The 26,686-nt window shown below is 66.2% G+C and carries 26 protein-coding genes; 10 read left to right on the forward strand and 16 right to left on the reverse strand.

The features are described from left to right. Positions 1–120: 120 nt before the first annotated feature. From argC to GGR73_RS06410, 7 genes are all read right to left on the reverse strand, one after another. A complete protein-coding gene (gene argC / locus GGR73_RS06380) occupies positions 121–1,071 on the reverse strand; it encodes an N-acetyl-gamma-glutamyl-phosphate reductase (protein WP_184456078.1) in 951 nt (316 codons plus the stop codon). Next, a complete protein-coding gene (locus GGR73_RS06385; RefSeq protein WP_184431254.1) occupies positions 1,068–1,679 on the reverse strand; it encodes a GNAT family N-acetyltransferase in 612 nt (203 codons plus the stop codon). Before GGR73_RS06385 ends, argC begins: the two co-directional genes overlap by 4 nt. A 5-nt stretch (positions 1,680–1,684) precedes the next feature. Continuing rightward, positions 1,685–3,028, reverse strand: coding sequence for an acetylglutamate kinase (locus GGR73_RS06390; RefSeq protein ID WP_024940003.1), 1,344 nt, complete (start codon positions 3,026–3,028; stop codon positions 1,685–1,687). A 49-nt stretch (positions 3,029–3,077) separates the two neighbouring features. After that, positions 3,078–4,178, reverse strand: a complete 1,101-nt coding sequence (locus tag GGR73_RS06395; protein ID WP_024940004.1) for an acetylornithine deacetylase — start codon at positions 4,176–4,178, stop codon at positions 3,078–3,080. Between the two features lie 310 nt (positions 4,179–4,488). Next, positions 4,489–5,733 carry an argininosuccinate synthase gene (locus GGR73_RS06400; protein ID WP_126967415.1) on the reverse strand — a complete coding sequence of 415 codons (1,245 nt, stop codon included), beginning with the start codon at positions 5,731–5,733 and terminating at the stop codon, positions 4,489–4,491. Between the two features lie 71 nt (positions 5,734–5,804). Further along, positions 5,805–6,830 (reverse strand): N-acetylornithine carbamoyltransferase, encoded by a 1,026-nt coding sequence (locus GGR73_RS06405; RefSeq protein ID WP_167709027.1) that lies wholly within the window; start codon positions 6,828–6,830, stop codon positions 5,805–5,807. 312 nt (positions 6,831–7,142) lie between these two features. Beyond that, the gene (locus GGR73_RS06410) at positions 7,143–7,640 is read right to left on the reverse strand and encodes a hypothetical protein (RefSeq protein WP_024940007.1); all 498 of its coding nucleotides are present in this window, start codon (positions 7,638–7,640) and stop codon (positions 7,143–7,145) included. Between the two features lie 186 nt (positions 7,641–7,826). Between GGR73_RS06410 and cysS the strand changes: the two genes are divergently transcribed. From cysS to GGR73_RS06425, 3 genes are all read left to right on the forward strand, one after another. Beyond that, entirely contained in the window at positions 7,827–9,251 is a 1,425-nt protein-coding gene (cysS, locus tag GGR73_RS06415) for a cysteine--tRNA ligase (protein WP_160954543.1), read from the forward strand. A 289-nt stretch (positions 9,252–9,540) separates the two neighbouring features. Beyond that, the gene (locus GGR73_RS06420) at positions 9,541–9,978 is read left to right on the forward strand and encodes a SufE family protein (protein WP_016903219.1); all 438 of its coding nucleotides are present in this window, start codon (positions 9,541–9,543) and stop codon (positions 9,976–9,978) included. Continuing rightward, positions 9,975–11,225 carry an MFS transporter gene (locus GGR73_RS06425; RefSeq protein ID WP_039521872.1) on the forward strand — a complete coding sequence of 417 codons (1,251 nt, stop codon included), beginning with the start codon at positions 9,975–9,977 and terminating at the stop codon, positions 11,223–11,225. Before GGR73_RS06420 ends, GGR73_RS06425 begins: the two co-directional genes overlap by 4 nt. Before the next feature lie 197 nt (positions 11,226–11,422). Here the strand turns inward: GGR73_RS06425 and dksA are convergent, their stop codons facing one another. Then, positions 11,423–12,466: an RNA polymerase-binding protein DksA gene (gene dksA / locus GGR73_RS06430; RefSeq protein ID WP_184456080.1), complete on the reverse strand. Its 1,044-nt coding sequence runs from the start codon at positions 12,464–12,466 to the stop codon at positions 11,423–11,425. Positions 12,467–12,556: 90 nt separating this feature from the next. Between dksA and yidD the strand changes: the two genes are divergently transcribed. The 6 genes from yidD to eutC all read left to right on the forward strand — a co-directional run bounded on the left by yidD (position 12,557) and on the right by eutC (position 18,857). Continuing rightward, positions 12,557–12,844, forward strand: coding sequence for a membrane protein insertion efficiency factor YidD (yidD, locus tag GGR73_RS06435; protein ID WP_054591576.1), 288 nt, complete (start codon positions 12,557–12,559; stop codon positions 12,842–12,844). Further along, entirely contained in the window at positions 12,841–14,190 is a 1,350-nt protein-coding gene (locus tag GGR73_RS06440) for a dihydroorotase (RefSeq protein ID WP_104644345.1), read from the forward strand. Before yidD ends, GGR73_RS06440 begins: the two co-directional genes overlap by 4 nt. Then, positions 14,190–15,029, forward strand: coding sequence for a M23 family metallopeptidase (locus tag GGR73_RS06445; protein ID WP_184431260.1), 840 nt, complete (start codon positions 14,190–14,192; stop codon positions 15,027–15,029). Before GGR73_RS06440 ends, GGR73_RS06445 begins: the two co-directional genes overlap by 1 nt. 209 nt (positions 15,030–15,238) lie before the next feature. Next, on the forward strand, positions 15,239–16,603 hold the full coding sequence (gene eat, locus GGR73_RS06450; RefSeq protein WP_024940405.1) for an ethanolamine permease: 1,365 nt from the start codon (positions 15,239–15,241) through the stop codon (positions 16,601–16,603). Beyond that, complete coding sequence (locus tag GGR73_RS06455; protein WP_184456082.1) at positions 16,600–18,009, forward strand: ethanolamine ammonia-lyase subunit EutB; 1,410 nt, start codon at positions 16,600–16,602, stop codon at positions 18,007–18,009. The genes eat and GGR73_RS06455 overlap by 4 nt, the downstream gene beginning before the upstream one ends. After that, positions 18,006–18,857 (forward strand): ethanolamine ammonia-lyase subunit EutC, encoded by an 852-nt coding sequence (gene eutC / locus GGR73_RS06460; RefSeq protein ID WP_184456084.1) that lies wholly within the window; start codon positions 18,006–18,008, stop codon positions 18,855–18,857. The genes GGR73_RS06455 and eutC overlap by 4 nt, the downstream gene beginning before the upstream one ends. Positions 18,858–18,866: 9 nt before the next feature. On the opposite strand, the gene GGR73_RS06465 is transcribed toward eutC, so the two are convergent. Then, on the reverse strand, positions 18,867–19,157 hold the full coding sequence (locus GGR73_RS06465; protein ID WP_016903771.1) for a hypothetical protein: 291 nt from the start codon (positions 19,155–19,157) through the stop codon (positions 18,867–18,869). A gap of 176 nt (positions 19,158–19,333) precedes the next feature. Next, complete coding sequence (locus GGR73_RS06470) at positions 19,334–19,822, reverse strand: pyridoxamine 5'-phosphate oxidase family protein (protein WP_024940409.1); 489 nt, start codon at positions 19,820–19,822, stop codon at positions 19,334–19,336. A 456-nt stretch (positions 19,823–20,278) separates the two neighbouring features. Between GGR73_RS06470 and GGR73_RS06475 the strand changes: the two genes are divergently transcribed. Next, entirely contained in the window at positions 20,279–21,418 is a 1,140-nt protein-coding gene (locus GGR73_RS06475; protein ID WP_184519191.1) for a putative acyl-CoA thioester hydrolase, read from the forward strand. A 174-nt stretch (positions 21,419–21,592) separates the two neighbouring features. Here GGR73_RS06475 and GGR73_RS06480 read toward each other — a convergent pair whose 3' ends face one another. The 6 genes from GGR73_RS06480 to efp form a co-directional block, all read right to left on the reverse strand. After that, positions 21,593–22,282 (reverse strand): squalene/phytoene synthase family protein, encoded by a 690-nt coding sequence (locus GGR73_RS06480; RefSeq protein ID WP_184456088.1) that lies wholly within the window; start codon positions 22,280–22,282, stop codon positions 21,593–21,595. Between the two features lie 28 nt (positions 22,283–22,310). Beyond that, positions 22,311–22,976 carry a phosphoglycolate phosphatase gene (locus tag GGR73_RS06485; protein WP_184378297.1) on the reverse strand — a complete coding sequence of 222 codons (666 nt, stop codon included), beginning with the start codon at positions 22,974–22,976 and terminating at the stop codon, positions 22,311–22,313. Between the two features lie 115 nt (positions 22,977–23,091). After that, positions 23,092–23,811, reverse strand: coding sequence for a bifunctional 2-polyprenyl-6-hydroxyphenol methylase/3-demethylubiquinol 3-O-methyltransferase UbiG (gene ubiG, locus GGR73_RS06490; protein WP_024940414.1), 720 nt, complete (start codon positions 23,809–23,811; stop codon positions 23,092–23,094). A 29-nt stretch (positions 23,812–23,840) separates the two neighbouring features. Then, a complete protein-coding gene (locus GGR73_RS06495; protein ID WP_024940415.1) occupies positions 23,841–25,178 on the reverse strand; it encodes a TRZ/ATZ family hydrolase in 1,338 nt (445 codons plus the stop codon). Positions 25,179–25,196: 18 nt separating this feature from the next. Beyond that, the gene (locus GGR73_RS06500; protein ID WP_456362926.1) at positions 25,197–25,997 is read right to left on the reverse strand and encodes a PA3715 family protein; all 801 of its coding nucleotides are present in this window, start codon (positions 25,995–25,997) and stop codon (positions 25,197–25,199) included. Positions 25,998–26,049: 52 nt separating this feature from the next. Then, the gene (gene efp, locus GGR73_RS06505; protein WP_007962665.1) at positions 26,050–26,616 is read right to left on the reverse strand and encodes an elongation factor P; all 567 of its coding nucleotides are present in this window, start codon (positions 26,614–26,616) and stop codon (positions 26,050–26,052) included. Positions 26,617–26,686 lie beyond the last annotated feature (70 nt).

Genomic DNA, 26,686 nt, shown 5'->3' on the forward strand with positions numbered 1-26,686 from the left:
CTCCTGCGAGGGACTCGCACCTTTGAATCACCGCACAGGGCTGTGCGGGCTCCTGCGAGGGACTCGCACCTTTGAATCACCGCACAGGGCTGTGCGGGCTCTTGCGAGGGACTCGCATCATCAGCCAATCGCAGTCAATTCGTCCCAGCCCAATGCCAGGTTGAGATTCTGCATCGCCTGCGTCGCCGCGCCCTTGAGCAGGTTGTCCAGCGTTGCCACCACCACCACCCGCTTGTTGCCCGGCGCCAGCGTCACGCCACCGATCTGCACGCCATGCCTGCCGGCGATGCGGCTGACCCACGGCGCTTCATCGACGATCTCGATCAACGGCTCGTCGGCGTAACGCTGCGTGTAGCGCGCCTGGACCTGCTCGCGCGTCAGCGCTTGCTGCAGCCACAGGTTGACGGTCATGGTGATACCACGGAAGTGCGGTGCCACATGCGGCATGAACTCCACCGGCACACCGAGCTGCGCAGAGACTTCGCGCTCGTGCATGTGATTGGTCAGCGCATACGGCATCAGGTTATCGGCCAGCAACTCGGGGTTGTTCTTGTCCGACGGCGTGGTGCCCGCGCCGGAATACCCGGACACGCCGAAACACTGCGGCGGGCCGGCCAGTTGGTCGAGCAAGGGCGCGATCGTCAGCTGCATCGCGGTGGCATAGCAGCCCGGATTGCTGATGCGCTTCTGCCCGGCGTAGCTGCCGCGCGTCAGCTCGGGCAACCCGTAATACCAGGCCGGATCGAAGCGGTAATCGGCCGACAGATCGATCAGCAGCGTCTGCGGCCTGGCCGAATCGATCGCCGCGACGAAGGGCTCGGCCTTGCCGTTGGGCAATGCCAGGATCACCACGTCGGCGGCCTTGGCGGCCACCGCATCGGCATCCAGGCTCTCGTAGCGCAGCTCGCCGCGATACGCCGCGTTGTGCTCGGCCACCGGTTGCCCGGCCAGCTCGCGCGAGGACACGAACAGCAGCTGCAGATGCGGGTGTGCCACCACCAGCTTGATCAATTCCGATCCGGTATGCCCGCGGGCCCCGACGATGCCGATGGTCGTTGTTTGAACAGTCATGCGTTTGCTTCCAGGCGGAACTGCAGGTGGCGTTTGACCCCGGCCCATTCCGTATCGATGATGGAGAACACCACGGTGTCGCGCGGCGTGCCGTCAGGGTGACGGGTGTAATTGCGCAGCACGCCGTCCTGCTTTGCACCGAGCCGCGCAATCGCCGCGCGCGAGGTGTGATTGAACCAACTGGTCTCGAACACCACGCTCAGGCAGCCCAGCGTTTCGAAGGCGTGCTGCAGCAGCATCCGCTTGGTGTCGGTATTGACGCCGCTGCGCTGCACGCGCGGCGCGTACCAGGTGTAGCCGATCGACAGCTTGGGCACTGTCGCATCCAGCCCGTAATAGCGTGTGCAGCCGACGACCTCGCCGGCCGCATCGCATACCACGTAAGGCAGCACCCGCCCGTCGGCTTGCGCATCCAAGGCCGCGCCCACGTAGTCGTCCACCTGCGCCGGTGCCGGCACGCCGGTGTACCACAGCCGCGACAAGGCCCCATCGCCCAGCGCAGCGCGCAGACCATCGGCATGCGCAGTCCGTAATGGTTCCAGTGTTGCGTGTTGCCCGCGTAGCGTGGGCAGCTCGCGCCAAAGCGCTGGCAATGCGACGGGCGCCATCATACTCAGCCCAGCAGCGTCGGCTGACGCGTCGCGCAATGCGCCACGCAGTGCTGGATCTGCTCGAAGTTCTCCAGCCCGTACCAGAACACCTTCCACTTCTCCTGCTTGATGCAGCCGTCGGACTCGGCGTAGTAGAAAATGTTGACCTGGTTGTTGTGACGCGAGCGCCAGAACAGTTGCGGGGTTTCCTCGCGCATCACGTTCCACACCGCACGGCCCAGGCCTTCGCCCTGGGCGTCGTCGAGCACGGCGAACTTGTCCAGGTAGATCAGCGCGCTTGCACCCAGCATGCCTTCGTCGGTAAGGATCACCGCGGCGCGGTAGTTCTCGCTGACATAGGCGCGCAGCAACCTGGTGTTGCTGAAGTAATCGGGCACCAGCGTACGGCCGAAACTGGATTCGATCAGCGTCCTGAGCCGCGGCAGGTCCAGTTCGTCCCAGGAGGTCGCGCGCAGCACGCGCTCGCCGCGCCGCACCAGCGTGCCCGAGCCCTTGTGGGTGAACAGTTCCTTGGCCAGATCGGCCGGCCGGGTGATCGACACCGACGACTCCAGCGGCAGGCGATCGAGCAGATCCTTGATCTGTTCGATCTTGACCCGCATGCCACCGTTGATCCACGGCTGCTGCATCAGATGGTCGAACTCGGTGGACAGGTTGATCGAGTCGATCACCTTGCCATCGGCATCCAGCAGACCGCCGGTGCCGGTGAGGAAGATGATCTTGTACGGCTGCAGCTCTTGCACCAGTTCGTTGGCGGCAAAATCCGCGTTGACGTTGAGGATCTGCCCGCTCGGCGTCTCGCCTAGGCTGGTGATCACCGGAATCGAGCCGGCCTGCAGGCTGGCTTCGATCGGCGCCAGGTTGACCGCCTTGACCTCACCGACCAGGCCGTAGGTGTCGCGGTCCAGATACTGCGCTTCGAATACGCCGCCGGTGATCGAGGTCGCACGCGCGCCGTTCTGCTGCAGCGCCTCGACCAGCTTGAGGTTGGAGGCCTGGAACACCTTGCGCACGATCGCCAGCGCTTCCGGCGAGGTCACCCGCAAGCCGTTGACGGTGCGCTTCTCGATACCGGCCGCCGACAGTTCGGCATCCAGCTGCGGGCCGGCGCCATGCAGCACGATCGGGGTCAGCCCCACTTCCTGCAGGAACGACAGCGACGAGGTCAGCGCGTCCAGGTCGTCGCGCAGCACCGCGCCGCCCACCTTGACCACCGCAAAGCGTTTGGCATCCAGCTGCGAGAAACGCTTGAGGTACTGGCTGATTTCCTTGGCGCTGGCCATGCTCGAAAGCAGGCGCACGATGGTCTGGCGGGTCTGTTTGTGGGGCTGTGCGGAGAGGGACATTGCCGTGATCGAAGAGAGGAATGGCCGCGCCTGGGCGCGGAACGCGGCTTCAGTTTGAGCCGTTGATGATGCGATGTACCGACTCGGCGTAACGCTGCAGCTGCGCAAGCGTCACGAACTCGTCGGCGGTGTGCGCCTGGGCGATATCGCCGGGGCCATAGACCAGGGCGGTGTAACCGCCGGCCGAAAACAGCGAGGCCTCGGTCCAGAAATCCACTGCATTGCCGATCGGCAGGTCCAGCGCATCGGCCACATCGCGTGCGGCCAGGCGGCGTTCTTCAGCCCGCGCGATATCGCCGGACGGCAGGCTGGGGCCGCGGAAGGTTTCTTCGAAATGCGCCGCGTGTGGATCGGCAAATCCGGCAAACGTCGCCAGCAAACCGTCCACGTCCATCGACGGCAGCGGACGAAAGCCGAAACGCAGCTCGGCCGCCGGCGCGATCATGTTGGCCTTGATGCCGCCCTCGACCCGACCGATGTTGAAGCGCAGGCCGGTCAGGCCGCCGAAACGCGCATGCGCCAGCGACTCGACATGGTCCAGCGCCCTGCCGCCCCAACGCATCGCCTGATGCAATGCACTTGCGGAAGGATCCTGCTTGCCCGAGGCATGCCCGGCACGCCCAGCAAACCGCATCAGCACCGAGCTGATGCCGCGATGCGCCAGCACCGCCTCGCTCATGGTCGGCTCGGCAACCAGCACCGCCTCATACGGCACACCGCGCGCCAGGAACGCGGCGATGCAGCGCGGGTCGTTGGCTTCCTCGTCGGAGGAAAACAGGAAGGCCGCATCGCCCTGCCCGGCATTGGCCGCCGCCACCAGCGCCGCTGCCGCACCCTTGATGTCGCAGACGCCCAGGCCGATCACGCGATCGTCGGTACGCCGCATCACGTGCGGATCGGCGCTCCAGTGCGGCGAATCCGGCACCGTGTCCAGATGCACGTTGAACAGGTAGCTGGGCGTGCCGCGCACCGCATACAGGCTGACCGCACCGGCACCGTGGTCGATCACCTCGACCTGGAAACCGGGCAGCTGCGCGCGCAGATAATCGAAGATGCCGCCCTCGGCAGCGATCGCCCGCGGCGGATTGCGGGTGTCGAAGGACACCAGCTGTTCCAGGTGTTCGAGGGTGGAGGCAAGTAGATCGGTCATGTCGGTTTGATCAATGGTCCGAAGTGGCGGCTAACAAAAGTCACAACTGCACCGTGGTGCGAGGTTGCGCAAACAACACCTACAGCGCATCCAGGCCACCCTTCTCCCAACGGGAGAAGGTGCCCCGAAGGGGCGGATGAGGGGACGGGCGAAGCCGAGTGCACCGCACCCTGCGGGAGCTTCGCTCGCACCCTCACCTCACCCCCGCTCCGCGCCCCGGCCCGCGCTTGCGGCGCGGGCGCTCCAAGGCACGCGCGCCAGTGGCGCATCAGCCGTGCCTTCTCGCCCCGGGGAGAGGGGCTTTAGATCCTCAGCGATTCACCTGGGCATACAGCGTCGAGCTCATCCCGAACAGCTTGATGAAGCCTTCCGCTTCTTCCACGCCCCAGTCGGCCGACTGCGCATAGGTCGCGCCCTTGGTGTTCAGCAGGTGCGGCGAACGCACCGCCACCGCATCGACGCGGCCACCGCGGGTTTCCAGCGTGACCTCGCCATTGACCTTGGCCTGCGACGATTTCAGGAACGCCTCGATGTCGGTCTTGAGCGGGTCGTGATAGAAGCCTTCGTACACCAACTCCACCCACTTGCGCGCCACGTCCGGCTTGAAGCGATTCTGCTGCTTGGTCAGCACCGCATCTTCCAGCGCGCGGTGCGCGGTCAGCAGCGAGATCAGGCCCGGCGCCTCGAACACGATGCGGCCCTTCAACCCGATCACGGTGTCGCCGGTGTAGACGCCACGGCCCACGCCGTAGGGCGCGAACAGCTTGTTGAGCTGGGCCAGGATCTGCTCGCCCGGCAGCGCCTTGCCATTGAGTTCAACGGCCTCGCCTTCGACGAACTTCAGGGTGACGGTCAGCGGCTCGACCGGCCACTCGCTGCGCGGCGCGCACCAGCCGCGCGCACCTTCGCCCGGCGCTTCCCAACGGTCGATCTCGCCGCCGGACATGGTCAGCCCGAGCAGGTTCTCGTTGATGGTGTAGGCCTGCTGCTTGGCGCGCACGCCGAAGCCGCGCTCTTCCAGGTACTTCTGCTCGTAGGCGCGGGTCTGGGTGTGTTCTTTCTGGATCTCGCGGATCGGCGCCACGATCTGGTAATCGCCCAGTGCCTTCACTGCCAGGTCGAAACGCACCTGGTCGTTGCCCATGCCGGTGCAACCGTGCGCGATGCTGCGCGTGCCCAGTTCCTCGGCGCGCTTGAGCGCGGCATCGACGATCAGGTAACGGTCGGACACCAGCAACGGGTACTGGCCCTGATAGCCCTCGCCCGCCCACACGAACGGCTTGACGAAGCCCTGCCAGATGGCAGGACCGCCATCGACGGTGACATGACTGGCGGCACCGAGTTCGGCCGCGCGCTTTTCGATGAAATCACGCTCCTCGGCATCCACCCCGCCGGTATCGGCAAACACGGTGTGCACCGCATAGCCCTGCGCCTGCAGATACGGAATGCAGAAGCTGGTATCCAGGCCACCGGAGAACGCCAGGACGATGTCCTTCTTTGTGCCGGGATTGGAGAGTGGGGATTCGGGATTGGTGGAAGCGGTCTGCTGCGACATGGGGGTCTCTTTAGAAGTTGACTAGGTTGGGTCGGGAGCCGGGTTCGCCGTTGCGAATCCCACATCCCCAATCACGAATCCCGGCGGCCCTGGCCCGCCAGGGCCGCCATGATCGCCTTCTGCACATGCAGGCGATTCTCGGCTTCATCGATGGCAATGCAGTTGGGCGAATCCATCACCGCGTCGGTGGCCTTGACGTTGCGACGCAGCGGCAGGCAGTGCGAGAACACGCCGTTGTTGGTCAGCGCCATCTTGCGTTCGTCGACGATGAAGTGCTGGTACTGGTCGCGGATCGGCTTTTCCGGCTCCCAATTGCCGAAGAACGGCAACGCGCCCCAGCTCTTGGCATACACCACGTCGGCACCGGCGTAGGCACTGTCGATGTCGTGGCTGACCTGCAGCGAGCCGCCGCTTTCGGCCACGTTCTGGGCTGCCCAGTCCATGTAGCGCGGGTCCAGGATGTAGTCCGGCGTCGGGCACAGCAGGGTCACGTCCATGCCCATGCGGGTGGCGATCGTCAGCGCGGAATTGGCCACCGCGGTGTTCAACGGCTTGGGGTGATAGGTCCAGGTCAGCACGTACTTCTTGCCGCGCAGATCCTGGGTGCCGAAGTGTTCCTGCAACGCCATCGCGTGCGCCAGCTCCTGGCACGGGTGGGTGATGGTCTCCATGTTGATCACCGGCACCGGCGAATACTTGGCAAAGCTCCTGAGCACCTGGTCCTCGCGGTCCTTGGACCAGTCGACGAACTTCGGGAACGCGCGCACGCCGATCAGGTCGACATAACGGCCCAGCACCCGCGCCACTTCGGCAATGTGCTCCTCGGTGTCGCCATCCATCACCGTGCCCAGATTGAACTCGATCGGCCAGGCGTCCTTGCCCGGCTGCAGCACCACCGCATGCCCGCCCAGCTGGAACGCGCCCAGCTCGAAGCTGGTGCGGGTGCGCATGGACGGGTTGAAGAACACCAGCGCGATCGACTTGCCCTTCAGCTCGCTTCCCAGCTTGTTGCGTTTGAACAACGCGGCCTGGGTCAACAGCGCGTCCAGTTCGGCGCGGCTCCAGTCCTGGGTGTTCAAGAAGTGCTTCAGTGACATCGATCGATCCTTGTGCTGCGTGCTTCTGCTGCGTGGTCCGCCAGGAGTGGCGGGGTGCGCGACATGCGCGTTTCTTGCGGTTGAAACTTTTGTGACGTCAAAACGAAAAAACCCAGCCTGCGGGCTGGGTTTTCAACGGCGGAACAGCAAAACGCTCCGGTTACCCAGCGAAAATGTGGGATTCCGGTCGGCGGGCACGCGAGGTCATGCCGGAGGCCATCCGGGCGGCGCTGGTGTCGTGCTGAAAGGCGTTTGCGTACATAGGGCGCGAATCCTCGCATGCATGCGGGCACGGCGCAACCGCCGCGCGGCTCAGCGCGGCGGCGCGACGATGGCGTCGGGGATGTAGGGGGTGACCGACACGCGGACGCGCAGCCGGTTGCCCGGGTCTTCCGGCAGCCGCGAACGGTACTTGGTGCCCTTGTAGACGTAATCCACATCGAAGGCGATCGGCCGCCGGAACTCGCGCGGCACTTCCACCACCCGGCAGTTGCGCCGTGTGCTGGTCGGCGGCACCGCCATCGGCACGGACGCCGGCTCGGGGCGACGGGAGAACATCTCCTTGACCGAATCCACCATCCGGTTGATACGGCCTTCGTCCTCGACCGGTGCCGCTGCCACCGGCGCGACCTGCTCGGCCTCGCACTGTTCCTCCATGCGGGTGGCACGCAGGGTCTGATAGACCGGCTCGACATTGAGCACCTGCGCGTAATCCAGCTTCACGTTCTCGATCACCACCACCCGGTTCTTGGGATCGGTTTCCGCCGCGTGCGCTGACGATGCCTGCCAGGCGAACACACAGAGCAGCAGGAAGAACGGGGAAGGTCGCATCAGTACCAGGAGGGCGCAGCCAGGCAATACGTAAGTGTATGGAGCTTGCGATCCCTTGGGCTGAACGCAGCCCATCCGGTCACCGGCGCTGCTGCGCGCGTGCGGTTGGTTCGCCACATCGCCGCGACCGGCTAGAATCGCCCGGTTATCCTTTTTCAGATGCCGATGAGCCTGCGCCTGCACAACAACCTGACGCGGCGGGTCGAGCCGTTCGCACCGCTCGATCCGTCCAGCCCCACCCTGTATGTGTGCGGCCCCACCGTCTACAACTACGCGCATATCGGCAACGCCCGCGGCCCGGTCGTGTTCGATGTGCTGGCCGCCCTGCTGCGCCGGCGCTATGGCGCGCTGCGCTACGCGCGCAACATCACCGACGTGGACGACAAGATCAACGCCGCCGCGCAGGCGCAGGGCGTGCCGATCTCGACCATCACCGACCGCTTCGCCGCGATCTACCGCCAGGACATGGCCGCGCTCGGCGTGCAGCCGCCGGACATCGAACCGGAAGCGACCGCGCATATCCCGCAGATCGTGGCGATGATCGAGCAGCTGATTGCCAACGGACATGCCTATGCCGCCGAAGGCCATGTGCTGTTCGCGGTGGCCAGCTTTGCGCACTACGGCAAGCTCTCGCGCCGCGACCCGGACGAGATGCTGGCCGGCGCGCGCGTGGACGTGGCGCCGTACAAGCGCGACCCCGGCGACTTCGTGCTGTGGAAGCCCTCCAGCGACGAGCTGCCCGGCTGGGACTCGCCCTGGGGCCGCGGCCGCCCGGGTTGGCATATCGAATGCTCGGCGATGGCTGCCGCGCACCTGGGCCCGACCATCGACATCCATGCCGGCGGCGTGGACCTGCAGTTCCCGCATCACGAGAACGAGATCGCGCAGAGCGAATGCGCGCATGGCGGGGCGACCTTTGCGCGGTTCTGGCTGCACAACGGCATGCTCAATTTCAGCGGCGCCAAGATGAGCAAGTCGCTGGGCAACATCGAGACCGTGCACGACCTGATCGCCCGCCACCCGCCCGAGGCGTTGCGCTACGCGCTGCTGAGCGCGCATTACCGGCAGCCGCTGGACTGGTCCGATGGCCTGATCGACCAGGCCAAGAACACGCTGGACCGGCTGTACGGCACCTTGCGCGACCTGGCCGCGGCCGAACACGCTGCCGGGATCGCCCCCGCGCAGCCGGCCACGATTCCCGACGAGGTGGAAGCCGCGCTCGACGACGACCTCAACACCCCGCTTGCGCTGTCGGTCATCGCCAGCATTGCCTCCGAGGCCCGCGCGCTGCGCACCCAACTCGCACAGGGCAGCGACGCATCTGCAGGTGTTGCCGCGCTGTCCGGCCTGAAGTCGCGGCTGCTCGGCGCAGGCCTGGCGCTGGGATTGCTGCAGCAGGATCCGGCCGCCTGGTTCTCGCGCGGCACCGACGCCGGCGACGATGCGCGCATCACGGCGCTGGTCGAAGAACGCAATGCCGCCAAGAAAGCGAGGGACTTCGCCCGCGCCGACGCCATCCGCACGCAGCTGGCCGACGAAGGCATCGTGCTGGAAGACACTCCGCAAGGCGTGCGCTGGAAGCGCGCATGACCCTCCGCCCTTCTCCCGTCGGGGGAAGGTGCCCCGCAGGGGCGGATCAGGGTGCGAGCGCAGCCACATGCACCTTCCTTGCGGTAAGGGCGAAGCCACCCGCATCGAATTCCAGCGAGGCTTCGCCCTTACCCTCCCCGCTCCGCGCCCCGGCCCGCGCTGGCGGCGCGGGCGCTCCAAGGCACGCGCGCCCATGGCGCGCAAACCGCGCCTTCTCGCCCCGGCGGGTGAGGGGCGCCATTGCGGTGTCGCCGGGCAGCGCTACCACCGACCGAATCTGGATTTTTTGATGACCACCACCCCCTTCCCGCTTGAACCCACCGCCGTCGACGCACAGGCCGCCATTGCCGAGGAGTTCTCCTTCTTCGGCGACTGGTCCGAGCGCTACCAGTACCTGATCGACCTGGGCCGCAAGCTGCCCAGCTTCCCCGAACAGTGGAAGACCGAAGAACACCGCCTGCATGGCTGCCAGTCGATGGTGTGGATCGTGCCGGAGGGCAATGCCGAGCGGCTGGACTTCCACGCCGTCAGCGACTCGGCGATCGTCTCCGGGCTGATCTATCTGGCCTTGCGCGTGTACTCCGGGCGTAGCGCACAGGAGATCCTGGCCACCGAGCCGGACTATATCGCCGGCATCGGGCTGGCCAAGCATCTGTCGCCGACCCGCAGCAATGGCGTGGCGGCAATGCTGGCCTTCATCCGCGACACCGCCCGCGCCCAGCAGTGAGCACACCGACGCCCTCGCCCGCTGCCTCGCTGCGTACGCTGCTGGCCCACCCCGGCTTCGGCCTGGTGCTGCTGTATCGCGTGGCGGCGATGCTGTCGTACCAGATCGTCGCGGTCACGGTCGGCTGGCATATCTACGAGATCACCCGCAATCCGCTCTCGCTCGGGCTGATCGGCCTGGCGGAGATCCTGCCGTTCTTCTGCATCGCGCCGTTTGCCGGCTATCTGGTCGATCATCTGCCGCGCCGACGCCTCGGCATGGTCGCGGTGCTGGGCCTGGTCGCCACTGCGTTGCTGCTGTTGGCCATCACCCATGGCTGGCTGCCGGTGCAGGGCGTGTGGCCGATCTACGCGGCCATCGCGCTGACCGGTGCGGCGCGCTCGTTCCTGTCGCCGGTCTACAACGCGCTGTTCGCACGTGCGCTGCCGCGCGAGGCGTTCGCGCGCGGCGCCAGCATCGGCAGCGTCACCTTCCAGGCCGGCATGGTGATCGGCCCGGCGCTGGGCGGCGTGCTGGTCGGCTGGGGCGGCAAGGGCCTGGCCTATGGCGTGGCCGCCGGCGTGGCGCTGGTGGCGATCCTGGCGCTGGCGCTGCTGCGTGTCAGCGAGCCGGTCAACGCAGGCCCGCGTGCGCCGATCTTCCGCAGCATCGCCGAAGGTGCGCAGTTCGTGCTGTCCAACCAGATCATGCTGGGCGCGATGGCGCTGGACATGTTCTCGGTGTTGCTGGGCGGCGCAGTGTCGATGCTGCCGGCCTTCATCCACGACATCCTGCATTACGGCCCGGAAGGGCTGGGCATCCTGCGCGGCGCCCCGGCACTGGGCTCGATCGTGGTCGGCGTGTGGCTGGCGCGGCACCCGCTGCAGCGCAATGCCGGGCGCATCCTGATGCTGTCGGTGGCCGGCTTCGGTCTGTGCACCATCGCGTTCGGCCTGTCGCGGCATTTCTGGCTGTCGGCAGCGATCCTGCTGGTCTACGGCATGTGCGACGGGGTGTCGGTGGTGGTGCGCCAGACCATCCTGCAGCTGGCCACGCCCGATGCGATGCGTGGCAGGGTGTCGTCGATCAACGGCATCTTCATCGGCTCGTCCAACGAGCTGGGTGCGTTCTACGACGGCGTGATGGCGCGCCTGGTCGGCCTGGTGCCGGCGGTGGTGATCGGCGGCTGCGTGACCCTGGGCGTGGTCGCCACCACCGCGTGGAAGGCGCCCAAGCTGCGCAAGCTGGATCTGCGCGACCTGCAGTGAGGTCTGAGGCAGTGAAGTCTGCGACGGTGCCCGCAGGTCTGATCGATATCACCTGATCGATGCCTGCCTGGCCGCATGACACGCGCCAGGCGTGTCGACCACTGCAACGTCCGTTGCGCTTGCACGATGCGCATAAAAAACCCCGCGCATGGCGGGGTCTTTCAGTCGACGGACAAGGCCTGGACCTTGTCGAACGATCAGTCGCCCTGCTGCTTCTGCAGGTGCTCCCAACGCTCCTGGGCGTCGATGGTGCGCTCGGCGGTCAGGCGCGCTTCCAGCCGGTCCAGGCCGATCTCTTCGCCGGTGTCCACGCAGTAACCGTAGTCGCCGTCTTCCAGACGCTTGAGCGTGCTGTCGATCTTGCCGATCAGCTTGCGATGACGGTCGCGGGTGCGCAGCTCCAGCGAGTTCTCGGTCTCGCGCGTTGCACGCTCGGCTTCGTCGCCGATGTCGCGCACTTCTTCGCGCAGGTTTTCGATGGTCTGCTTGGACTCTTCGATCAGGTCGTTGCGCCAGCTCTGCAGACGCTGACGGAAGTACTCCTGCTGCAGCTTGCTCATGTACTCCTCATCGGCTGCAGGCTTGTAGCCCTGCGGCAGGATCGGACGACCGGTGGCTTCATCGGTCTTGTACTCGACCACCTTGTACTTGGTCTTGGGGGTCGGGCTGGCCGGCTTGGAGGTCACGGCCACGGCCACCTTGCCGACCGGACGGGTCGCGGCGGGCTTGGCGGGGGCTTCGGTTTTGGTTGGCGTTTTTGCTGAAGATTTCGAAACGGGCACGGGATTCTTAAGTGGCGGGGTCGCAGGCTTTGCCGGCTTCGCAGGGACGGCCTTGGAGGCCGGTGCGGGCGCGGGCTTTTCAGCCTTGACCGGGACTGACTTGGCCGGAGTCGACTTGGTAGCCGGCTTCGGTACGGACTTGGGCGCCACCGGCTTGGCGGCCGGTTTGGCGGCAGCCGGAGCTGCCTTGTTCGCCGCCGGCTTGGCAGCACGCTTGGCGACAGGAGATTTTACAGGTTTGGCGGCCGCGGGTTTGGACGCTGCGGTCTTGGCGACCGGCGCCGGCTTGGCCGCGGTCTTGCTCGCAGCTGCCTTCTTGGCAACCGCTTGCTTGGCAGCCGGCTTGACCTGCTTGGCGGCCGGTTTTGCAGCGGCAGGCGCCGCTGCCTTCTTCGCAACGGGTTTGGCGGACTTCTTGGCGGCCTCTACGGCCTTTTTTGCAGGTTTTTTAGCAGCCACGAAACGCTCATCCTTGGTTCCCCCGGGGCCCGGGAAAGCGGGCCTTTATAGCTTACCCCACGGACCCCCGGCAACCACGTATTAATCCAAGTGGCATATCATTGGCAAGTGATCTCACGCCTGCTCATCGCGCTGCTGCGCTTCTACAAGCGGTTCATCAGCCCCCTGCTGGGGCCGCGCTGCCGTTTCGCGCCCAGTTGCTCGGAATACGCGATGACCGCGATCGGCCGCTTCGGCCCGCTGCGCGGTTGTTGGCTGGCAATGCGCCGGCTCGGCCGCTGCCATCCCTTTCATCCGGGCGGGTTCGATCCCGTCCCCGACGCGCCCGCGTCCTCGCCCGCTTCCCCTTCCTGTAGTTGCAAAGGACCTCATCCATGAGCCGAACCCTCATCGTCAACGCCCGCCTGGTCAATGAAGGCAAGGAATTCGACGCCGATCTGCTGATCGAAGCCGGCCGCATCGCCAAGATCGCCAGCAAGATCGCCCCAGCCGCAGGCGACACCGTGGTGGACGCGGCCGGACGCTGGGTGTTGCCGGGCATGATCGACGACCAGGTGCACTTCCGCGAGCCGGGCCTGACCCACAAGGGCGATATCGCGACCGAATCCGGCGCCGCGGTGGCCGGTGGCCTGACCAGCTTCATGGACATGCCCAACACCAACCCGCCGACCCTGGACGCGGCCGCACTGCAGGCCAAGTACGACGCGGCAGCCGGGCGCGCCTGGGCCAACTACGGCTTCTACATGGGTGCCAGCAACGACAATCTGGCCGCGATCCAGACGCTGGACCCGAAGACCGCCCCGGGCATCAAGGTGTTCATGGGCGCCTCCACCGGCAACATGCTGGTCGACAACCCCGAGACGCTGGACGCGATCTTCCGCGACGCGCCGACGCCGATCATCACCCACTGCGAAGACACCCCCACCATCGATGCGACGCTGGCGCAGTACAAAGAGAAGTACGGCGACGCGTTGACCCCGGAGATGCATCCGGACATCCGCTCGCGCGAGGCTTGCCTGAAATCCTCGCTGCTGGCGGTGTCGCTGGCGCGCAAGCACAACACCCGCCTGCACGTGCTGCATATCTCCACCGCCGACGAGCTGGCGCTGTTCGAAGCCGGCCCGCTGGTCGATGCCGAGGGCAAGCTGCGCAAGCGCATCACCGCCGAGACCTGCATCCACTTCCTGCGCTTCGACCGCAGCGACTACGCGCGGCTGGGCAACCTGATCAAGTGCAACCCCGCGATCAAGGACGCCGACGACCGCCTGGCACTGATCCAGGCGCTGGCCGAGGACGTCATCGACGTGCTCGCCACCGACCACGCGCCGCATACCTGGGAAGAAAAGCAGAAGCCCTACGCACAGGCGCCCTCCGGCCTGCCGCTGGTGCAGTACGCGCTGGTCGCCGCGCTGGAGCTGGTGCACGAGGGCAAGCTGCCGATCACCCGTATCGTGCAGAAGTTCGCGCATGCGCCGGCACAGTTGTTCGATGTGGAAGAACGCGGCTTCCTGCGCGAAGGCTATTTCGCCGACCTGGTGATGATCGACAACACTCCGTTCACCGTGAAGCGCGAGCAGGTGCTGTCCAAGTGCGGCTGGTCGCCGTTCGAGGGCACCACGTTCCGCTCGCGCATCGCCGCGACCTGGGTCAACGGCCAGCAGGTGTGGGATGGCGAACAATTGGTCGGCACTGCCGCCGGTCAGCGCCTGACCTTCGACCGCTGATGCGCGCAGCCCTGATTGGCGCCTGGCTTGCGCTGGCGCCGCTCTCGCTCGCTGCCGGCAGCGTCGCTGCGCAGTCCGCCGACGCCATGGAGGTGGTATTTCCGCAAAGCGCTTCGCAGGGCGCGCTGGTGATCGGCAAGGTGCCGGCGGGCAGCCAGGTGCAGTACGCCGGCCGCAGCTTGCGGGTCAGCGGCTATGGCAGCGTGGTGTTCGGCATCGGCCGCGACGCCAGCGGACCGTTGCAGGTGCAGATCACCCGGCCCGATGGCAGCAAACAGACCGCCAGCATTGCGGTGACGCCGCGCGACTGGCCGGTGGAGCGCGTCAACGGCGTGCCGCCCAAGACGGTCAATCCGCCTGCGGCGATCGCCGAGCGGATCAAGCGCGAGCAGGCGCAGGTCACCGCCGCGCGCGACCGCGACGATGCCCGCACCGATTTTGCCCAGGCCTTCATCTGGCCGGTGCAGGGCCGCATCAGCGGGCGCTTCGGCAATGCGCGGGTCTACAACGGCCAGCCCGGTGCCGGCCACTCGGGCATGGACATCGCCGCGCCCACCGGCACGCCGGTCAAGGCACCGGCTGCCGGCGTGGTGACCTTTGCCGCGCCGGACCTGTATCTGACCGGCGGCACCGTGCTGTTGGACCATGGCTTCGGGGTGAGTTCGAATTTTCTGCACCTGTCGCGCATCGACGTAAAGGTGGGCGACCGGGTGGAGCAAGGTCAGGTGATTGCCGCAGTCGGTGCCACCGGGCGCGCGACCGGGCCGCATCTGCATTGGGGGATGAACTGGTTCGATGTACGCATCGATCCGCTGCTGGTGCTTGAGCGCAGCAAATAGCTAGCGCGCGCGGTGTGCCGGCAGGGCCGGCGCGCGGCGGCATGGTGTCTGCGACCCACCCGTTGCGCTTGTGTTCGCCGCAGGGCTTTGGGGTATAACCGGGACGACCGTCGATCGTCACCGGGCATCGGTGGACGATCGGTCACTGGCCGTCGGTCCGGTGCCTAGCCGCCGGACCTGCGCCATCTCCCCTCCCCCGACCGCAGGAGATGTGCGACATGCGCAACGAGCAACTCAAACCCACCCTGGGCACCTGGCAACTGTGGGGGATCGCCGTGGGTCTGGTGATTTCCGGCGAGTATTTCGGCTGGAGCTACGGCTGGGGCACCGCCGGCACGCTGGGTTTTCTGGTGACCACGCTGCTGGTCGCGGTGATGTACACCTGCTTCATCTTCAGCTTTACCGAGCTGACCACCGCCATCCCCAATGCGGGCGGGCCGTTCGCCTACAGCCTGCGCGCATTCGGGACCTACGGCGGCATGCTGGCGGGCCTGGCCACGCTGATCGAATTCGTGTTCGCGCCGCCGGCCATCGCGATGGCGATCGGCGCCTATCTCAACGTGCAGTTCCCGACCCTGGACCCGCGCATCGCCGCGATCGGCGCGTATGCGATCTTCATGGGCTTGAACATCGTCGGCGTGGCGATCGCCGCCACCTTCGAGCTGATCGTGACCTTGCTGGCGGTGATCGAGCTGCTGGTGTTCATGGGCGTGGTGGCGCCGGGCTTCAGCGTTGCGCGCTTTGCCGCCAATGGCTGGGCCGGTAACGATGTGTTCGGCCCGGCCGCCATTTCCGGCATCTTTGCCGCGATTCCGTTTGCGATCTGGTTCTTTCTGGCGATCGAGGGCGCGGCGATGGCGGCCGAAGAGGCCAAGGATCCCAAGCGCACGATTCCGCGCGCCTACATCGCCGGCATCCTCACCCTGGTGGTGCTGGCGCTGGGCGTGATGGTGTTTGCGGGCGGGGTCGGCGACTGGCGTCAGCTCTCCAACATCAACGACCCGTTGCCGCAGGCAATGAAGGCCGTGGTCGGCAACAGCTCGACCTGGCTGCATATGCTGGTGTGGATCGGCCTGTTCGGCCTGGTGGCCAGCTTCCACGGCATCATCCTGGGCTATTCGCGGCAGTTCTTCGCGTTGGCGCGTGCCGGGTTCCTGCCGCACGGGCTGGCCAGGCTGTCGCGCTTTCGCACGCCGCATCGCGCGATTCTTGCCGGCGGCGCGATCGGCATCGCAGCGATCTGCAGCGACAGCGTGGTCAAGATCCAGGGCATGTCGCTGACCGCGGCGATGATCACCATGTCGGTGTTCGGCGCGATCGTGATGTATGTGATGAGCATGCTCAGCCTGTTCAAGCTGCGCCGCGCCGAACCCGGGCTGGAGCGCAGCTTTCGCGCGCCGGGCTATCCGGTGGTACCGGCAATCGCGCTGCTGCTGGCGCTGGTGTGTCTGGTGGCGATGGTCTGGTTCAACCCGATCGTGGCGCTGATCTTCGTGGGCCTGCTGCTGTTCGGTGCGCTGTGTTGCGTGCTGAGCTTGCGCAGCCAGGCCACGCCTGCGGCCAGTGCCAGATGAGCGGGTTCGCGTTTACCGCTGGCGGCGAGCGCTTCCAGTTTGCCGATCTCAAGACCTTGCTGGCCAAGGCCACGCCGCCGCGCTCGGGCGACCAACTGGCCGGGCTCGCCGCCGACTCCGGGCTGCAGCGGGTGGCCGCGCAGATGGCGCTGGCGGACCTGCCGCTGCGTCACTTCCTCGATGAAGCGGTGGTGCCGTACGAATCGGACGAGGTCACCCGCCTGATCGTCGACCAGCACGATGCGGCCGCATTTGCCGCGGTGGCGCATCTTACCGTCGGCGGCTTTCGTGATTGGCTGTTGAGTGCGCAGGCCGACGAAGCGGCACTGGCCGCACTGGCGCCCGGACTGACACCGGAGATGGTGGCGGCAGTCTCGAAGTTGATGCGCGTGCAGGACCTGATCCTGGTCGCGCAGAAGACGCGCGTGGTCACGCGCTTTCGCAATACGCTGGGCTTGCGTGGCCGCCTGTCCACGCGCCTGCAGCCCAACCACCCTACCGACGATGCCACCGGCATCGCCGCCAGCGTGCTCGATGGCCTGCTATACGGCAATGGCGATGCGGTGATCGGCATCAATCCTGCCAGCGACAGCCTGGCCGCCACCACCGCGTTGCTGCGCATGCTCGATGCGGTGATCACCGGCTACCAGATCCCCACGCAGTCCTGCGTGCTGGCGCACATCACCACCACCATCGACGCGATCAACCGCGGTGTGCCGGCGGACCTGGTGTTCCAGTCGATCGCCGGCACCGAAGCGGCCAATGCCAGCTTCGGCATCAATCTGGCGCTGCTGCAGGAAGGCCATGACGCCGGGGTGTCGCTGCGGCGCGGCAGCGTCGGCGACAACGTGATGTATTTCGAGACCGGCCAGGGCAGCGCGTTGTCGGCCAATGCGCATCATGGCGTCGATCAGCAGACCTGCGAGGTACGTGCCTATGCCGTGGCGCGGCAGTTCAAGCCGCTGCTGGTCAACACCGTGGTGGGCTTCATCGGCCCGGAATATCTCTACGACGGCAAGCAGATCATCCGTGCCGGGCTGGAGGATCACTTCTGCGGCAAGCTGCTGGGCGTGCCGATGGGCTGCGACATCTGCTACACCAATCATGCCGAAGCCGACCAGGACGACATGGACGTGCTGCTAACCCTGCTCGGCACCGCCGGCATCAACTTCATCATGGGCATTCCCGGCTCCGACGATGTGATGCTCAACTACCAGACCACCTCGTTCCACGATGCGCTGTATGCGCGCCAGGCACTCGGGCTGCGCGCTGCGCCCGAGTTCGAACACTGGCTGGAACAGCAAGGCATCCTGCGCCTGCGCGATGGCCGCTTCGAACTCGGTAGCGAGCTTCCCGCACCGTTCCGGCGTGCGCTGGAGCAATTGAACGCCGGCAGCGTGCAATGAGCAGCCCCACCACTCCTCCGCGCGATGCCTGGGCGCAGCTGCGTCAGCTCACACCGGCGCGCATTGCGCTGGGGCGCGTCGGCACCAGCCTGCCCACCGCGGCGCACCTGGATTTCCAGCTTGCGCATGCGCAGGCGCGCGATGCAGTGCATCTGGCATTCGACCCACAGCCGCTGCAGGCAGCGCTGCAACAGCGCGGGCGGGACAGCATTCTGCTGCACAGCGCGGCGGTGGACCGGCACACCTATCTGCAACGTCCGGATCTGGGCCGGCGCCTGGACGAGGATGCGGCCGCGCATCTGCGTGGCCTGACCGCGGTCCACGGCGGCGGGCGCGATATCGCGGTGGTGGTCGCCGACGGACTCTCTGCATTGGCGGTGCATCGACACGCAGCGCAGATGCTGGAGCATATCGACGCGCTGGCCGCACACGAAGGCTGGTCGTTGGCGCCGGTAGCGTTGATCGCGCAAGGCCGCGTCGCCATCGGCGACGAAGTGGGCGAACTGCTCAAGGCGCGTCTGGTGATCGTGTTGATCGGCGAGCGACCAGGGCTGAGCTCGCCCGACAGCCTGGGCCTGTATCTGACCTATACCCCACGTGTTGGCCTGACCGACGCCGCGCGCAATTGCATTTCCAATATCCGCGCCGAAGGACTAAGTTACGCCGAAGCTACGCACAAGCTTGCGTACCTGCTGCGCGAATCGTTCCGGCGCAAACTGTCCGGCGTGCAACTCAAGGACGAAGCCGAGCAACCGGCGCTGCCGTCGTTGGGCGCGTCCGACGCCGCGCCGCGGACGTTTCTGCTTCCTGATGGCGCGCCATCAGACCCTGAAGCTGGGTGCGGCTAGCCGACCTAATTAGGTAAGCGCGCCATCGTGCGGATCGCTGGCCGCATAGGTGCTGGTCGGCAACTCGTTGTCGTGTGGATGGCGCAGGGCATTGCGTACATCTTCCGGCAGTTGCTCGACATCCAGCATCACCTTGCCGGAATGCACATCACGCACCACCGACGCAGGCAGCACGAAGTCGCCCCCGTTTTCGATATTGATGACCAGCTCGGCGCCATCCTTCCGCACCTCGCGGACGGCACCGACGCCGACTTCGCCATCGCGCAGAAATACCATCTGGCCGATTTCGATCTGTTGCATCTTGTTTCTCCTTTGGCAGGCAGCGCGTGAACGCGCAGTGCCATGAACGTTCTTGTGTGCAATCCAGGCTGACAACGCCGATCCAGCCTTACGACTGGATCGGCGCTTGCGCAAGCGACAGGACTGAATTTAGGACCGTGCACCATCGCGACGATCGTGCAGGCGTGCAGCAGGCCTCAGCGCAGCGGAACGTCCGCCACCTTGTCCTGGTAATCCTTTTTCGGATCGACACCGAACAACACCTTGATACCGGCCAGCAGACTGGAACCGTTGAGCCAGATCTGCGCGTGATCGGTGTCCAGACGCAGCAGCGCCAGCTTGGGATCGTCCTTGCCGCCTTCGTACCAGGCAGCCACATGCGGGTTCCACAGGCGCTCGACCACGGCCGGATCGGTGTCTTCGCGCAACGAGCCGCTGATGCTGGCGAACAGGTCATGCCCCTTGCTGCTGAAGGCGCCGATGACGCGGCGGCCCTGCCCCAGCATGGCAATCAGCGCGTTGTCCTTGGAGGTGAAGAACCAGATCGGACCACCGCTATCGCCTTCGATCTGTGCGGTCATCGGGCGGGCATGCCCGTCTTCCACGCCATCCAGGCCAAGCATCACGGTGCGATCGGATTTCAGGGCTTTCCAGAATTTTTCCTGCAGCTCTTTGGGGTCTGCCATCTCGATGTCTCACATGCGCGTGTCTACGCGGGTGACTCAGTCTGGAAGTCTCCCCGCCCACGGCATGTGACGATGTGCACTCCTGCCTGCACATGGCGGCAACGCGATCGCCTCCGGTGAAATGGTGCACCTGCATAAATCACGCAAGCCAATGGCACCTGTTTGCGACGCAGTCACGTTGCAGAGCGTGATGCCACTAAAGCTCTTGAACATTGCATCTGAACGCCAGACCGCTATAGCGACCACGTCAGTAAGATCGCCCCGCCGATTGCTCCGCCATCCAGGAACACCCGGACGCGGTGACCGGCATCCGCCGATCGCGTGCTGCGCCATGGTTGCGGCACATGCACGCGACGTGCGGCGGCTGAAGCGTATCCATCAATCGCCTGCGTCCCTTCCGAGAGAGCGCCACTCATGTCTGCATCGCCCTTGCGCACGACCTGTATCGCCGCCGTCCTGCTGAGCCTTGTCAGCGCCGATGCCACCGCCTTGACCGGCACGGCCAGCCGCCCACAACTCACCAGTAGCGAGGCGAGCACGTACACCATCTCCAAGGCCCTGGCCAAGGCCGGCCCGATCACCGCCCTGGTCACCGACAACTGGAATCCCACTGCGGGGGTCGCGCTGCTCAGTGCAGACTTCGCCGTGGCCGCCGATGGCTCCACGCGCTATCGCACCGTGCAGTCGGCAATCGATGCCGCTGTCGCTGCCGGCGGCAGCACCCGTCGCTACATCAGCATCAAGGCCGGCACTTACACCGAACTGGTCTGCGTGCCGACCAACGCGCCACCGCTGACCGTGTTCGGCCTGGGCACCAACACCGCCGACACCGTCATCCGCTTCAACAACGCCAACCCGACGCCCAAGCCGGCCGGCACCGCAAGTCACCCCTGTGCCAGCAATGCAGCGGCAACCACGGTGGGCACCTCCAACAGCGCGACACTGACCGTGCGCGCCGCCGGCTTCCAGGCGCGTCACCTGCGCGTGGACAACAACTATGTCGAAGGCACTTACCAGGACAACAACCAGTCGGCAGTCGCGCTGGCGGTGCGTGGCGACCAGGCCAGCTTCGAAGACGTACTGGTGACCGGCAATCAGGACACCTTGCTGATCAGTGCGACCAATGCCGCCAATGTGATCCGCGCCTATTTCAAGAACAGCACGATCGAAGGCGATGTCGACTTCATCTTCGGCTCGGGTGTGGGCGTGTTCGACAACGCCACCATCCGCTCGGCCGGTGCGCGCCTGGGCAGCAGCCGCGGCGGCTACATCTTTGCGCCAAGCACACGTCCGGGCAGTGCCTATGGGTTCCTGGCGATCAATAGCCGCTTCGTCGCCGGCTCCGGATCACCCGACAACCAGACCTACCTGGGGCGCGCCTGGGACGAAGGCATCAGCAGCCTGTCCGCCTACGTCAACGGCACCTCACCCAATGGTCAGGTCACGGTGCGCAATTCCAGCCTGGGCAGCCACATCCGCAAGACCGCACCATGGAATGCCTCCACCGTCAGCCGCCCGTACTGCAGCAGCAACTGCGCCAATTCGGCCAACCGGTTCTACGAATACGGCAATAGCGGTGCCGGCAGCGCGGACTGATGGCTCGCCACGCCAGGTCGCCCTGAAGCACCACGTCGCAACGCGTTGACGTTGCCACCCTCGCCTGTCGGCAAGCCGTGTGATGCGTTACGCCGACAGGCGTTGTCGTTTCCTGCGATTGCGGCACCTTCGCCACGTCGTTGGTCGTGCACTGACGGAACCAGATCCGCGCGCTCAGTCCGCGCCGCTGGCAGCACGCCAGCTATGCCACAACTGCTGCACGGGCGGTGGATAGGCTGCCTTGCCGGCAAGCTCGCGCTGCAGGCGCAGGCGTGCCAGCCGCGACCATACCCGGTGCGGGCGCGCCAACGCCGGTTTGCGCGGCCAAGCGCGCAGCAATTGCGTGCGCCATGCGGCCAGCGTCATGTCGCCAGGTGCGGCGCTGTCGCCGGCCACACGCTGGCGTGCATCCAGCCATTGCAGCGCCACCGCGGTGGCATCGCCAGGCTGGGTGCGCGCAAACAGCGTGGCTTCCACGCCGACCACGGCCTCGGCGAAGGCACGCAATCTCGCCAACGCCTGCTGCAACACTTGCGGCTGCGCACGGGCGTCCTGCATGGCCGGCAAGGTATCGGCCAACTGCGCCCATGGCGCAGGCACCGGCTCCAGCACGCGCCCCAGCGGATGGCGCGAACGCTGCTGCGACCAGTCGCGCAGCTCCTGCTGCCACCATGCCAGCTTGGCGTCGGCCGGCAACGGGTCGCCGGCGATGTTCATGATGTCTTCCCATTCCTGCAGCAGCGCAAACCAGGCCGCCGTGAGGCGTCGCTGCGGCTCGGGAATGAAGGGCTCGGCAACCGACCATTCCGGCCAGCGCGTGCGCCACTTGTCGAGAAAACTGTCGAGAGCGCTGGATTGGCTCATGGCGGGTCCAGAAGAAAACGAAAGAAGATCAGGTCTGCGGCCACGCCACGGCATCCCACAGTGTCTGCGGCTGCGCGACGAGGACGTCGGCCTGCCAGCGCGACGGCTCGTCGTCGTGCAGGCGATAGCCCCACAACACCGCCACCGAGGGCATCGCCGCCGCGCGCGCGGCCAGGATGTCGCGCTCGTCGTCGCCGACGTAGACGCACTGCGCCGGCGCAACGCCGATGCGCTCGGCCGCGGTCAGCAAGGGCAACGGATGCGGCTTGCGCTCGGCCAGCGTATCGCCGCCGATCAGCACCGCGCAGCGTTGCTCCCACCCCAGTTGCGGCAGGATCAGCCGGGCCAGATATTCGGGCTTGTTGGTGACCACGCCCCAGATGCAACCGGCGCGCTCCAGCCGCAGCAGCAGTTCTTCGACACCATCGAACAGCTGCGACTGCGTACCGATTAAGGCCTCGTAACGACGCAGGAATTCCGGCACCAAGGCATCGCGCTCGGCCGCATCGAGTTCGGCAAACGCCACCGCCAGCATCGCGCGTGCGCCCTTGGACACCACCGGACGCAACTGCGCCAAGGCGATTGGCGCACGCCCACGCGCATCCAGCATCGCGTTGACGGTCGCCAGCATGTCCGGCGCGCTATCGAGCAAGGTGCCATCCAGATCGAACAACACCGCACGCGGAAATTTCATCGCCGCCCCGCTACTCTGCGCTGGCCCGCGGTCATCGGTAAATTGCGATTCGGCCGACATCAAACACGCACGTGCCGTTGCGAATCCCGAATCTCCACTGCCCAATCCCCGCCCGTCACGGCTTCACCGCATAAGCCAGGTAATTGACCTCGGTCCGCGACGACAGGCGCGCACGATTGCGCCACGGCTCGTACACCATGCCGCTGACATCTTCCAGCTGCAGTTCGGCACTGCGCAACCACGCCGCAAGCTCTGCCGGCTTGATGAAATCCTTGTAGTGATGCGTGCCCCTGGGCAGCAGCCGCGCGATGTACTCAGCGCCGACCACCGCCAGTGCGAACGCGGCCGGGGTGCGGTTGAGCGTGGACAAAAACAGCTTGCCGCCCGGCTTGAGCAGGCTGGCGCAGGCGCGGATGATCGCGGTCGGGTCCGGCACGTGTTCGAGCATTTCCATGCAGGTCACCGCATCGAAACTGCCCGGCTGTTCGGCGGCCAGGTCTTCCACCGACTGCACGCGGTAATCCACCTGGACGCCCGATTCCAGGCTGTGCAGGCGCGCCACCTTGACCAGCTCCGGCGCCAGGTCGATCGCCGTGACCTGGGCGCCCAGGCGCGCCATCGACTCGCTGAGCAGACCGCCGCCGCAGCCGACATCGAGCACGCGCGCGCCGGCCAGGCCCAGCCGCGCGGAGACATAGTCCAGACGCACCGGATTGAGCGCATGCAGCGGCTTCTGCGGGCCGTCGGCATCCCACCAGCGGTTGGCCAGCGCCGCGAACTTGTCCAGCTCGCTCTGATGGAAGTTGCTGGAATTGGATTGGGGATTCGGATTCATGCGGAGCTCCGTGATGGGGTGACGCGCGCTCAGGCGCGGACGGTGCGGATGCGCTCGCGCCACTGCCGCGCATTGGCGACCAGGGCAGCGGTGTCCATGTCGATGAGCTCACGCTGCACCAGTTTGGGCTTGCCGGCGATCCACACATCGGTGACCTGATGACGGCCGGCAGCGTAGATCAGTTGCGACAGCACATGATGCAGCGGCTGGGTCTCCAGTGCGGACAGATCCACGCAGACCAGATCGGCCTGCTTGCCGATTTCGATCGAGCCGATCCTGTCGCCGAAGCCCAACGCGCGCGCGCCGCCCAGTGTGGCCGCACGCAGCGTGGTGGCCGCGTCCAGTGCGGTGGCATCGTTGGCCACTGCCTTGGCCAGGATCGCCGCCGTGCGGTTCTCGCTGAACATGTCCAGGTCGTTGTTGCTGGCGCAGCCGTCGGTGCCGATCGCCAAGTTGACGCCGGCACGTTGCAGCGCGCAGGCCGGGCAAAAGCCCGAAGCGAGCTTGAGGTTGGACTCCGGGCAATGCACCACGCTGACGCCGCGCTCGGCGCACAGGTGGATTTCCGCCTCGGTGAGCTGGGTCATGTGCACGGCGATCAGGCGGTCGTTGACCAGCCCCAGGCGGTCCAGCCGCGCCAGCGGGCGCTGCCCGTACTGGGCAACCGAATCGGCCACTTCCTGCGCGGTTTCGTGCGTGTGCAGATGCACCGGCAGATCCAGCTGGTCGGCCAGCATGCGCACGCGTTCGAAGTTGGCGTCGTTGACCGTGTACGGCGCATGCGGCGCGAAGGCGGTGCTGATCAGCGGATCGTCGCGCCACTGGTCGTGCAGTTCGCCGGCCCGTGCGAAGTATTCGTCGTCCGACGATGCCCAGGCGGTGGGGAAATCGATGATCACCGCGCCGACCAGCGCACGGAACCCGTGCTGCTTGTACACGGCCGCCTGCACATCGGCGAAGAAGTAGTTCTCGTTGACGCAGGTGGTGCCGCCACGCAGCATTTCGGCGATCGCCAGCGTGGTGCCGTCGGCGACGAATTCCGGCCCGATCACCGCCGCCTCCACCGGCCAGATGTGCTGCTGCAGCCACACCATCAGCGGCAGATCGTCGGCAACGCCACGCAGCAGCGTCATCGGGTTGTGCGTATGCGCATTGACCAGGCCCGGGATCAAGGCCGCCTCCGGGCGCGAGACGGTCTGCGTCGGCGCAAACCGCAGGCGCGCCTCGGCGGTCGGCAGGATGGCCACGATGACGCCGTTGTGCACCGCCACCGCGTGATCGTCGAGCACCACCGCATGCGGCTCGATCGGCACGACGTAGCCGGCTTCGATCAACAGGTCGCAGACTTCGGGAGGGGCATTGGTCATGAGCGGATCCATAAAAGGTTAATTGTCGAACGGCCAGCTGGGATCGCCACCGGCCACAGGCACATAGCGCTGGCCGTCGTAGCGCAGCACCTGGCGCGCGCGACGGGTGTGTTCGGTATCGGTGTCGCTGCCAGCGGCGCTCTCCACGGTAGCCACGTTGGCTGTCAGCACGATGTCCGCATAGCCAGCGTGTACCTGCGGCGCCATGCTCACGCTCAGATTGGCCACTTCGGTGATCACATCGCCCTTGCCGAAACTGCACGGCTCGCCTTTCACACGTTGCCACGCATAGAGATCGCGTTGCAGCACCGGGCGCAGGCTGCGCCCCTCGCGCACCAGCAGTGTCAATGCCTGATTGCTGTAAAAATCCGGGCAGCTGGGCCCGCGCGCGGCACTGCGCACCACCACGCCGATCGCACGCACGCCCTTGGCCAGGTCGTAGCGCGCGGTGTCCAGGCGCAGGCTGTCGGCAGCCAGTTCGAAGGCGGCGTCCTCGCCCATTGCCTGCGCGTAGAACGCCAGCACCTTGCCGCTGGCGGCATCGAGCATGGCCACGCGCAACTCGAGGTCGCGCTCGCCAGGCACGGTTTCCGCATCGCCGGCAAATGCGATTGCCGCCAGCCGGATCGCCGCATCGTTCGGCCACGGCTTGCAGCTCTGGGCCACCAGACGGTCGGCCGGCACCGTGGCAGCAGCGCCGCCCACGACGCCGGAGGTTGCAATGGCCGCAACGGCGGCCACGTCATCGGCATCGCAGGTTGCGGCAGCCGATTGCGCAAACGCCGGGCACGCGAGCAGCGCACCCCACAGCCCCAACACGACACTGGCACCGCGTCCCGCTCGATCAGGCCAGTGTCCCAGACGCATCGTCTTACTTGACGCGCGCCGAGTATTCGCCAGAGCGGGTGTCGACCTTGATGATTTCGTCCTGGTTGACGAACAGCGGCACGCGCACCACCGCGCCGGTTTCCAGAGTCGCCGGCTTGCCGCCGCCGCCGGAGGTATCGCCGCGCACGCCCGGATCGGTCTCGGTGATCTTCAGCTCGACGAAGTTCGGCGGCTGCACCCAGATCGGCGTGCCGTTCCACAGCGTCACGATGCAGTCTTCCTCGCCCTTGAGCCACTTGTCGGCGCCACCCATGCCGGCCTTGTCGGTCTGCACCTGCTCGAAGGTTTCCGGGTCCATGAAGTGCCAGTACTCGCCGTCGCTGTACAGGTAGCGCATGTCGGTATCGACCACGTCGGCCACTTCCACGTCGTCGGTCGCCTTCATGGTCATTTCGACCACGCGGCCGGACTTGATGAAGCGGTACTTCATGCGGGTGAAGGCCTGGCCCTTGCCCGGCTTGACGTATTCGGTCTCGGTGATGACCGCCGGCTCGTTGTTGACCAGGATCTTCATGCCGTTCTTGACGTCGTTCATGCCAACAGTGGCCATGGTGCAGCTCCTCGATAAGACCACGACCTGCCACAGGCCGTGGCAGGTCGGATTAGAATGGGGCGCCCGC

The organism is Xanthomonas sp. F14 (genome assembly GCF_014199865.1).